The sequence below is a fragment of the Streptomyces sp. SID14478 genome (genome assembly GCF_010548525.1).
In the GTDB taxonomy this organism is placed as follows: Bacteria; Actinomycetota; Actinomycetes; order Streptomycetales; family Streptomycetaceae; genus Streptomyces.
On record NZ_JAAGMG010000353.1, the window covers coordinates 1 to 9,038 of the forward strand.

The 9,038-nt window shown below is 71.8% G+C and carries 10 protein-coding genes and 1 pseudogene; 5 read left to right on the forward strand and 6 right to left on the reverse strand.

Annotation, left to right across the window (positions count from 1 at the left end; genetic code table 11):
• The 5 genes and pseudogenes from G3I40_RS11670 to G3I40_RS47060 all read right to left on the reverse strand — a co-directional run.
• Positions 1–1,083, reverse strand: a 1,083-nt coding sequence (locus G3I40_RS11670; protein WP_164302094.1) for a serine/threonine-protein kinase, incomplete at its 3' end; no start/stop codon positions are given.
• Positions 1,047–1,940, reverse strand: a complete 894-nt coding sequence (locus tag G3I40_RS11675) for an oxygenase MpaB family protein (protein WP_164302102.1) — start codon at positions 1,938–1,940, stop codon at positions 1,047–1,049. The genes G3I40_RS11675 and G3I40_RS11670, both read right to left, overlap by 37 nt.
• A 158-nt stretch (positions 1,941–2,098) precedes the next feature.
• The gene (locus tag G3I40_RS11680) at positions 2,099–3,277 is read right to left on the reverse strand and encodes an acyl-CoA dehydrogenase family protein (RefSeq protein WP_164302095.1); all 1,179 of its coding nucleotides are present in this window, start codon (positions 3,275–3,277) and stop codon (positions 2,099–2,101) included.
• A 94-nt stretch (positions 3,278–3,371) separates the two neighbouring features.
• On the reverse strand, positions 3,372–3,812 hold the full coding sequence (locus G3I40_RS11685; protein ID WP_164302103.1) for a ferredoxin: 441 nt from the start codon (positions 3,810–3,812) through the stop codon (positions 3,372–3,374).
• Between the two features lie 163 nt (positions 3,813–3,975).
• Positions 3,976–4,211: pseudogene (locus G3I40_RS47060) on the reverse strand (hypothetical protein).
• A 27-nt stretch (positions 4,212–4,238) separates the two neighbouring features.
• Here G3I40_RS47060 and G3I40_RS11690 point away from each other — a divergent pair.
• The 4 genes from G3I40_RS11690 to G3I40_RS11705 all read left to right on the forward strand — a co-directional run bounded on the left by G3I40_RS11690 (position 4,239) and on the right by G3I40_RS11705 (position 7,678).
• On the forward strand, positions 4,239–5,192 hold the full coding sequence (locus tag G3I40_RS11690; protein ID WP_164302096.1) for a cation diffusion facilitator family transporter: 954 nt from the start codon (positions 4,239–4,241) through the stop codon (positions 5,190–5,192).
• A 520-nt stretch (positions 5,193–5,712) separates the two neighbouring features.
• Entirely contained in the window at positions 5,713–5,871 is a 159-nt protein-coding gene (locus G3I40_RS11695) for a hypothetical protein (protein WP_164302097.1), read from the forward strand.
• 66 nt (positions 5,872–5,937) lie between these two features.
• Entirely contained in the window at positions 5,938–6,435 is a 498-nt protein-coding gene (locus tag G3I40_RS11700; RefSeq protein ID WP_164302098.1) for a response regulator, read from the forward strand.
• A gap of 250 nt (positions 6,436–6,685) precedes the next feature.
• Positions 6,686–7,678 (forward strand): hypothetical protein, encoded by a 993-nt coding sequence (locus tag G3I40_RS11705; RefSeq protein WP_164302104.1) that lies wholly within the window; start codon positions 6,686–6,688, stop codon positions 7,676–7,678.
• A 73-nt stretch (positions 7,679–7,751) separates the two neighbouring features.
• Here G3I40_RS11705 and G3I40_RS11710 read toward each other — a convergent pair whose 3' ends face one another.
• Complete coding sequence (locus G3I40_RS11710) at positions 7,752–8,384, reverse strand: HdeD family acid-resistance protein (RefSeq protein ID WP_164302099.1); 633 nt, start codon at positions 8,382–8,384, stop codon at positions 7,752–7,754.
• A 99-nt stretch (positions 8,385–8,483) separates the two neighbouring features.
• Here G3I40_RS11710 and G3I40_RS11715 point away from each other — a divergent pair, with 99 nt between their 5' ends.
• Complete coding sequence (locus G3I40_RS11715) at positions 8,484–8,873, forward strand: DUF488 family protein (protein ID WP_164302100.1); 390 nt, start codon at positions 8,484–8,486, stop codon at positions 8,871–8,873.
• The last annotated feature ends 165 nt before the right edge of the window (positions 8,874–9,038 follow it).

The following is a 9,038-nucleotide window of genomic DNA, read 5'->3' on the forward strand; positions in this document are numbered from 1 at the left end:
GGGCCGCGGGATCCACTCGCCGGCCAGGCCGAAGGCGGCGTCGGGCGGAGTGGCGCGCAGCCCGGCGTCCCCGGCGGCCTTGTGCCCCGTGGTCATGCCGCGCGTCCACGACGGCAGGCGCGGCTCGCGCGAGGACGGCCCTTCGGCGACCACCTCGGTCCCGGGGTGCGGGGTGACCTGGTGGGCCCGGACGGTGGGTACGTACGCGCCGCGCGCGGACCGTCCGGCGGTGATGCGCCGCCCCAACTCGCGCGCGTCACGCGGCCGTCGATCGGGCTCCTTGGCGAGCAGGTCGAGGATGATCCGCTCGACGTACGCGGGCAGTTCGGGACGGTGGCTGCGCGGCGGCTCGGGCGGGGTGTCGCGGTGCCCCACGAGGACGGCCCAGGCGTCGTCGAGGTCGAACGGCGGGGCGCCCGTGGCGATCTCGTACAGCACGCAGCCCAGCGAGTACAGGTCGCTGCGCTGGTCGACGTGCGCGCCGCCGATCTGCTCGGGCGACATGTAGTGCGGGGTGCCCATGGCGATGCCGGTGCCGGTGAGACGGGCGGTGAAACCGATGTCGTGGCCGAGGCGGGCGATGCCGAAGTCGCAGATCTTCGCCGTGCCGTCGGCCAGGCGCACGATGTTCGCGGGCTTCAAGTCACGGTGCACGATGCCCTGTTCATGGGTGTACGCGAGCGCGGAGGCGATCTGCTCCGCCATGTCGACGATGTCGTCCACGGCCAGCGGATGGTGCCGGTTGTCCTCCAGGAGCTGGCTGAAGTTCTTGCCTTCGAGGAGCTCCATCACCAGGTACAGGATGCCCTCGTATTCGCCGAAGTCGTGCACGACGGTGATGCCGCGGTGCTGGAGCGCCGCCGCGACCCGCGCCTCCCTGCGGAAGCGCTCGCGCAGCACCCGGGTGAACGACTGGTCGCGCTGCGGGCCGAGCGGCTTGAGGCACTTCACGGCGACGTGCCGCCCGAGCGACTCGTCACGGGCGCGCCACACCTCGCCCATGCCACCGCGGCCGATCAGATCGAGCAGCCGGTAGCGCCCGTGGATCAGCCTGACGTCCCGCGTGTCCCCCGACTCCGCCATGTCCCGCCGTCGCCCCCGTCGCCTCGCTGCGCCCTCCCCGGCTCGTCCAGTATGGCTACCCATCTGTGGACTTTGTACGGTGCCGGACGGGTCTCGGGACCGAGTCGTGCCATCGCGCGCAGGATGTGTTTCGGAGGCAGTTGCCAGCGCACACGGGCGGGGACGCAGCGCAGTGCGGTGCCGGTGGCACGCAGGCGACGGGTGACGACGGCCGGGGCGGGAACACGCCGGCCGTACAGCTCGTGGGCGTAGGGCGGCAGGGAGGCGTACGCCAGATTCGCCACCCGTCGCCACAGCGCCTCGCGGGCCGGGATCAGCAGCGGGTGAGTGGGCGGCCGCTGCAGGAAGTCGTCGACGACGCGGGCCTCGGGGCCCGCCGCCAGTGCGGGCCGCACCTTCTCGAAGTACGCCGCCAACTCGACCTGACTGCCGGGCACTTCGGCCGGGTCGAGGCCGACGAGACGGGCACTGGTGCGGTGTTCGGCGACGTACCGGTCGGCCCCCGCCTCGGTGAGGCGGAATCCGGAGCGGCGCGCGACCCGCAGGTAGGAATCGATCTCGGCGCAGTGCACCCAGAGCAGCAGTGCGGGCTCGTCGACGCCGTACCGCTCCCCCGTGTCCGGGTCGGTGGCCCCGAGCAGGCGGTGGATCCTGCGTACGCGCGCGCCCGCCTTCTCGGCGGCCTCGGTGGTGCCGTACGTGGTCGTCCCGACGAAGCTCGCGGTGCGCATCAGCCGGCCCCACGCGTCGCGCCGGAAGTCGGAGTTCTGCAGCACGCCGCGCACGGCCCGCGGGTGCAGCGCCTGGAGGTACAGGGCGCGTATCCCCGCGATCCACATCATGGGATCGGCATGCATCTGCCAGGTCACCGAGTCGGGGCCGAAGAGCCCCGGGTCTCCCGTTCCCGTCCGCGTCACCCTGGGCCTCCCGCCGTCGCGGCCAGCTTACGCAGCCGCCCGCCGCCGCAGGCATACGGGCGCGTGCGATCCCCCGGCGCCTGCGGCACGGGCCGGCGTCAGCGCCGCACCCGCGGCATCCCCAGCCCGATCCACGAGATGATCTCGCGCTGGATCTCGTTGTTGCCGCCGCCGAACGTGAAGATGACGGCCGAGCGGTAGCCGCGCTCCAGTTCGCCGTGGAGCACCGCCTTGGCGCTGCCCTCCTTGAGGGCCCCCGCCGCGGCCACGACCTCCATCAGCCAGGCGTACGCGTCCCGCCGCGCCTCGGAGCCGTAGACCTTCACGGCGGAGGCGTCCTGCGGTGTGAGGGTGCCCTCCTGGACGGCGTTCACCATCTGCCAGTTGAGGAGCTTCATCGCGTCGAGCCGGGTGTGGGTCTGGGCGAGGCGCTTGCGGACCCAGCCGAGGTCGATCACGCGCCGGCCGTCGGCGAGTTTGGTCTCCATGGCCCAGCGCTGGACGTCGTGCAGGGCGCGGATCGCCATGGTGCCGTGTGCGGCGAGGGTGACGCGTTCGTGGTTGAGCTGGTTGGTGATCAGGCGCCAGCCCTTGTTCTCGTCGCCGACGCGGCGGGAGAAGGGGACGTGGATGTTCTCGTAATAGCTCGCGGTGGTGTCGTGGGAGGCGAGGGTGTTGATGACGGTGCAGGTGTAGCCGGGGTCCGACGTCGGGACGAGCAGCATCGTGATGCCCTTGTGGGGCGGGGCGTCGGGGTCGGTGCGCACCGCGAGCCAGACCCAGTCGGCGGTGTCGCCGTTGGTCGTCCAGATCTTCTGCCCGTTCACGACGTAGCCGTCGTCTTCCCTGACCGCGCGGGTCTTGAGCGCCGCGAGGTCGGTGCCCGCGTCGGGTTCGCTGTAGCCGATCGCGAAGTCGAGTTCGCCGGAGAGGATCTTCGGCAGGAAGAACTCCTTCTGCTCGTCCGTGCCGAACTGCATGATCGTCGGGCCGACCGTGTTGAGCGCCATCAACGGCAGCGGGACGCCCGCCTGGGCCGCCTCGTCGAAGAAGATGAACTGTTCCATCGGCGTCAGGCCCCGGCCGCCGTACTCCTTCGGCCAGCCGACCCCGAGCCAGCCGTCGGCACCCAGGCGGCGCACGGTCTCGCGGTAGAAGCGCTTCTGGGCGGCCGGGTCCTCGTAGCGGGCGTAGGCGTTGTCGGGCACGAGGTCGGCGAAGTAGGCGCGCAGCTCGGTGCGCAACTCCTGCTGCTCGGGCGTGTATTCGAGGTGCACGGCCCCTCCTGGCGGTCAACTGTGCGGCGTCTTGGCGGGCTTGACGGCGCACACAGTAGAACTCGTTCCAGAAATAGGGAATGCCGGCGACCGATCAGTCCTCGGCACCGCCCAGGGTCGCCAGGAAGTCGGTGCAGGCCCGCGCGCAGGCGCGGCAGCGCTCGGCGCACTGGGCGGCCTCCGGGATGTCGTCGCAGGCGTGCGCGCAGTCCAGGGCGACGGCGCGGCACCATTCGACCTGGAGCCGCAGCCCGTACTCGTCCTGGTGGGACTCCTCCGACAGCAGCCGGCACGTCGCGTCGCAGATCTCGACGCACAGCAGCAGCGCCCGCCGCAGCCCGTGCCCGGCCCCGCTGCGCCCGGTGTCCAGGGCGGGCGTGGGGCGGACGGGGCCCTGCCCCGGCGGGGCGGCACCGGCCGGTTCGAGGGAGCTGACGAGCAGGGCGCAGGCGCGTGCGCACTCGGTGCAGGCCTGGGCGCAGGCGAAGCGGTCCTCGAGGAATCGGATGAGGTCGTCCTTGGGTGGTTCGGTCATCAGGGCGGCGTCGGCCTCCGTGGTCTCGGCGCGGAGGTTCGGGTACTTCGCCATGGAGGTCACCGTCCCGGCTCCTTTCCAGGGAACGTCTGGTTCCGGACCGAGTAGCCGGATCGTCGGCCGTCAAACCGGTCGCGATCGGCACGTCCCGGTCACCGCCGGTTTACGGAACCGGCGCGCGGTTACTCTCCATCGGTGCCCAGGCGCGCTCACCACCTGCACCGACGCGACCTCGACCCACGGCATTCGTCCGCCTCAGCACGAATCCGAGCAGCCACGGCACCCGCACGGCTGGCGCCGTCCACCACGGCACCTGCACGGCGGATCCCGCCCGAAGAGGATCAGAGCGAGCAGCACCACCGACAGAACGGCATCACCATCACTACCTCCTCGGCACAGCGAGTCCCCTCAACAGACCCTCACACAATGCGAGTTGACGACGTGGCCGAGAACACCAAGTCCGGCGCGCAAGAGGATCGCAGGACCCGGATCACGGTCCTGGTGGCCCTCGGCGCCAATCTGCTCATCGCCGCGGCAAAGCTGGTCGGCGGCCTGATCACCGCCTCGCCCGCGCTGCTGTCGGAGGCGGCGCACTCCGTGGCCGACAGCCTCAACGAGGTGTTCCTCCTCGCGGCGCTGCACCGCAGCCGCCGCCCCGCGGACGGCCAGCACCCGTTCGGATACGGCAAGGAGCGGTTCTTCTGGTCGCTCCTCGCCGCGGTCGGCATCTTCGTGATGGGCGGCTGCTTCTCCTTCTTCCAGGGGTTCGAGGCCCTGACGTCGACCCCGCACAAGGAATCGTCCACGGGGTACGTCGTCGGCCTCGCGGTCCTCGGAGTGGCGCTGCTGGCCGAGGGCAGTTCCCTGATCCGCGCCGTGCTCCAGGTCCGCGCCCAGCCGGGCGACGGCATCGGCTCCGACCCGGCGCTGCGCACGGTCCTGGCCGAGGACGGCACGGCGGTGATCGGCGTGCTGCTCGCCGCGGGCGGCATGGTGCTGCACATGGTGACCGGCGACATCGTCTGGGAGGCGTCGGCGTCCCTCGCGATCGGCGCGCTCCTGGTGTACGTCGCGTACCGGCTCGGGCGCACCGCCCGCCGCCAGCTGATCGGCGAGGCCGTCGATCCGGAACTGAGCCGCGGCATCCGGGAGTTCCTGGACTCCCAGGACGAGATCGACCACGTGGCGGAGCTGCACACGATGCAACTGGGCCTCGACTCGACTCTCGTCGCGGCCCGCGTCGACCTGGCGCCGGGCATCGACAGCGAGCGCCTGGAACTGGTCAGCGAGCGCATCAAGCGCAACGTGCGGGAGAAGTGGCCCGAGGCCGACCAGGTCTTCCTGGACGTGGTGGAGGCCCCCCGCCCCGTGCACGGCTGACCACCGGCGGGTACCCGCGTGGGCAGGTTCGGTCCGGCTCGCGCGGGTACCCGGGGCGGGCACAGGAACCGAGGTCTCGGACAGGGGGTGCCCATGCGTCTGGTGAAGACGGAGGTGCGGGCGCCGGGCCGCGCGGAGCCGGAGGAACTCGCCGCGCCCCACCGGACGGCGCCCCCTCCCCTCGGCCGTCGGCGACAGGGTCGGACCGCGCGGGGGCCACTGCGTCCCCATGGCGTTCCGCCGCGGCCTCCGAAGACCGACCGACAGGTACGAGGCGGCGCCCGTCGCCGGTCCTCGGCCGGTACCGGCGGCGCGTGTTCGTCCTCCCGTCCGCGCCCGGTACCCGGACGCGGATGCATGAGCGCGTCGACGCGGAGCCGGATCGCGGTCCGGCCGGGCGGCTCCGGCCACCACTTGACGCATTCCGCGCAACATCGCTCGCGTACGGGACACAAAAGACCGTCCACGTAACCGTCTACAAGCCGAATCGGTTCACCACAGCCCGAGGAAAGGTCCACACATGAACACCCGCCCCCGCGCGCCGCACCCCGCGGAGACCGAGCACGAGGTCAGGGGCCGTATCCGCACCTGCCGCCCGGCCCGGCGCGACGGACACGACCCCTCAGAACCCGACACGGACCGGGATCCCGACTGGAATCTGGTGCGCGGCGAGGACTGAGAGCCCTCTTCCGTCCCCCTCGTTCCGGCATATGCTGTCGGTGCCGACGAGGGGAGGCTCCCTGCGATGCTCACCGCCGCACGGCCCAAGATCCTCGTCGTCGACGACCGCGACGACACCCTCTTCGCGATGGAAAGCGCACTGGCCCCGCTCGGCTATCCCGTGGACCGGGCGAGCACCGGGGACGACGCGCTCAAGGCCGTGCTGCGCGGCGGCATCGCGGTGGTCCTGCTGGACCTGCTGATGCCCGACGTCAGCGGCTTCGAAGTGGCCCATTACATGGCGCGCCTGGAGCAGACCCAGGACATACCGATCATGTTGATCACCGGCGTCGGCCAGGACCCCACGCTCGCCCTCAAAGCCTTCGAGCTCGGCGTCGCCGACTACGTCGTCAAACCCGTGGAGCCCTGGGTGCTGCGGACGAAGGTCCGCTATCTGTACGAGTCGTACCTGCGGATGACCGCGCTGCGCGAGCGACTGCGTTCGTACGAGTCCGGTGACGAACGACCACCCGCTCCCCCGTCCCCCGGCTTCGAGGGCCGCCCGCTTCCACGGCCGGCCTGACCCCTGCCCGCATCGGGGTGTGCATGGTCACACCCGGTCCGGAACGTCCGCCCCCCATGTGGTTGTAGAGTACAACTTGGTTAAGAGTTGTATAAGCCAACCTATGGAGGTCCTGCCCATGCCCGCCGACCACAGAGCTCATCGGCCCGAGGGCGCGGGTGCCGTGCGCGGGGTGGTACGCGGTGCGGCGAGCGGCGCGCACGACCCGGCGCTGCGCCACGTCCTGACGCATCTGCTCACCCCGCTCCTGATGTGCGTGGGCATGGGCCTCGCCTACCTGGGAGCCTTCGCGGCGCCCGAACCGCACCAATTGCCCGTCGCCGTCGTCGGCTCCGGGCCCGAGGCGAAGGTCTTCGCCCAGACCGTGAAGGACAACGCGGGCGACGCCCTCGACGTCCGTACGCTCGCCACCCGCACCGACGCCGTCGACCAGCTCAGGACGCGGCACCTCGACGGCGCGTACGTGCTCGGCGACAAGCCGCCGGAGCTGATCGTGGCCTCGGCGGGCTCGGACACCACCGTCTCGGCCGTCGAGAAGATCTTCACGCCGGTCGCCGCGCAGCAGGGCGAACCGCTCAAGGTCACCGACGTGGCGCCTCCCGTGGGCGACGACCCGACGGGGCAGGGCCTGTTCTTCCTCCTCGTCGCCCTGAGCATCGGGTCCTACGCTTCGGTCGCGGTCCTCGGCGGGGTCGGCGGCGCCCTGCGGATGCGGACCAGGGCGCTCCTCGTGGCCGCGGTCTCCGGCGTGGTCGCTCTCGTCGGCACGGCGTTCGCGGGGCCGGTCTTCCACCTCGCGCACACGAACCTGTGGGGCCTGTGGGGCATGGCCTGGGTGTACTCGGCGGGCATCCTGCTGATCGGCGTCGGCCTGCACACCTTCCTCAAGCGCTGGACGACGCTCGCGATGATGGTGCTGTTCGTGATGCTCAACTTCACGAGCTCCGGCGGCATCTTCCGCCCCGAGCTGCAGAACGGCTTCTTCGGGGGCCTGCACACCTTCTGGAACGGCGCCGGCTTCGTCGAGGGCGCCCGCAGCCTCCTCTACTTCGACCACTACGGCCTGGGCCGTTACGTGTGGACGCTGGTGGCGTGGCTCGCGGTCGGCGCGGTCGTGCTCGCCGTCGCGGCACTGGCCGAGCGCCGCAAGAGGCCCTCGCTCACCGCGGCCGCCGCCCCGCCGGTCGAGGAGGAGGAAGCGGCCGAGGAGGAGGAAGAGGAAGAGGAGACGGTCGGCGTCTGACGCGCCGCTCCCCCGGTCGTGACGGTTCCCCGCACTCGCTTCGAGTGCGGGGAACCGTCACGCGCGACCTGCTTCAGACGCCGTGCGGAAGATCCTTCGCCTTGCCGCGCAGCATGAAGGCCTCGACGATCTCCACGACGCCCATCGCCACCAGCCAGCAACCGCCGACCAGGGTGAGGACGGCGACCGACGCGAACGGCGAGACGATGAGCACGATGCCGGCCATCGCGCTGACGATCCCCAGGAAGATCTGCCAGCCCCGCGCGGGCATCGCGGCGTCCGAGGCGGCCGCGGCGGTCTGCGTGATGCCGCGGAACAGCCAGCCGATGCCGATCCACAGGGCGAGCAGCAGGATCGACTGCATCGAGCCGCGGAAGCAGAAGAGCCCGAGCAGGATCGAGACGGTGCCGCTGATGAACGCCATCACGCGCAGCCCCGTGGTCACATGGGTGCCGAACGCCGTGACCAGCTGGAAGACGCCGCTGACCACGAGATAGACGCCGAACAGGACACCGGCCGCCCACAGCGAGGCGCCCGGCCACACGAGGACGAGCACACCGAGGATCAACGCGGCGATGCCCGCGAGCAGCACCGCCTGCCAGGCGGCGTGGGCAAGTCTGCCGAGCGGCCCCTCGGGAGTGCGCGGCGGCGCTTCCTGAGCGGCGCCCCGGTGCTGACTCTGCGGGTCGTACGGTGCTTGGGTCATGTCCGACTGTTCCCACCGCGGCCCGCGCGTCGCCAGCGGAGTGGGCCGACCGGGTGACACCGGGCGGCCGCGCGGCGTGGCGCGCAGCACAATGGACCCATGCCCGCTCCCCGTGCGCCCCGCCCGCTCGCGGTCCGCCGCGTCTACGATCCGCCCTCCCCGGCCGACGGCACGCGCCTGCTGGTCGACCGCCTGTGGCCGCGCGGCCTCTCCAAGGAGCGGGCCGCCGTCGACGAGTGGCTCCGGGACATCGCCCCGTCCAAGGACCTGCGCACCTGGTACCACGCGGACAAGGACGCGCGTACCGCGGCGTTCGGCGAGCGGTACGCCGCCGAACTGGACGAGCCGGTCCGCGCCGCCCTCGTCGACCACGTGCGCACGCTGGCCCGGCAGGGTCCCGTCACGCTGGTGACCTCGGTGAAGGACGTCGAGCACAGCCACGTCCCCGTGCTCCTACGCCACCTCGCGGAGTCCGCCGAGGAACGCTGACGGCTCAGGCGGCGAGGCAGACCGTGCCGCGGCCTCGGCCGCCGCCCGCCGCTCCGCCCGCGGAGACCGCGGCCACCGAGACGACCCGGACCGGCCTGCTCTCCTGCGCTGCTCGCGCGGTGCGCGCCAACTCGCCCTGCGCCAGCGCCAGTACGTCAACGAGCC

Bases quoted from the DNA above. Each gene is read 5' to 3' on its own strand.
- G3I40_RS11675 (WP_164302102.1), bottom strand. From the start codon at position 1,940: ATGCATGCCGATCCCATGATGTGGATCGCGGGGATACGCGCCCTGTAC.
- G3I40_RS11685 (WP_164302103.1), bottom strand. From the start codon at position 3,812: ATGACCGAACCACCCAAGGACGACCTCATCCGATTCCTCGAGGACCGC.
- G3I40_RS11690 (WP_164302096.1), top strand. From the start codon at position 4,239: ATGCGAGTTGACGACGTGGCCGAGAACACCAAGTCCGGCGCGCAAGAG.
- G3I40_RS11695 (WP_164302097.1), top strand. From the start codon at position 5,713: ATGAACACCCGCCCCCGCGCGCCGCACCCCGCGGAGACCGAGCACGAG.
- G3I40_RS11700 (WP_164302098.1), top strand. From the start codon at position 5,938: ATGCTCACCGCCGCACGGCCCAAGATCCTCGTCGTCGACGACCGCGAC.
- G3I40_RS11705 (WP_164302104.1), top strand. From the start codon at position 6,686: ATGTGCGTGGGCATGGGCCTCGCCTACCTGGGAGCCTTCGCGGCGCCC.
- G3I40_RS11710 (WP_164302099.1), bottom strand. From the start codon at position 8,384: ATGACCCAAGCACCGTACGACCCGCAGAGTCAGCACCGGGGCGCCGCT.
- G3I40_RS11715 (WP_164302100.1), top strand. From the start codon at position 8,484: ATGCCCGCTCCCCGTGCGCCCCGCCCGCTCGCGGTCCGCCGCGTCTAC.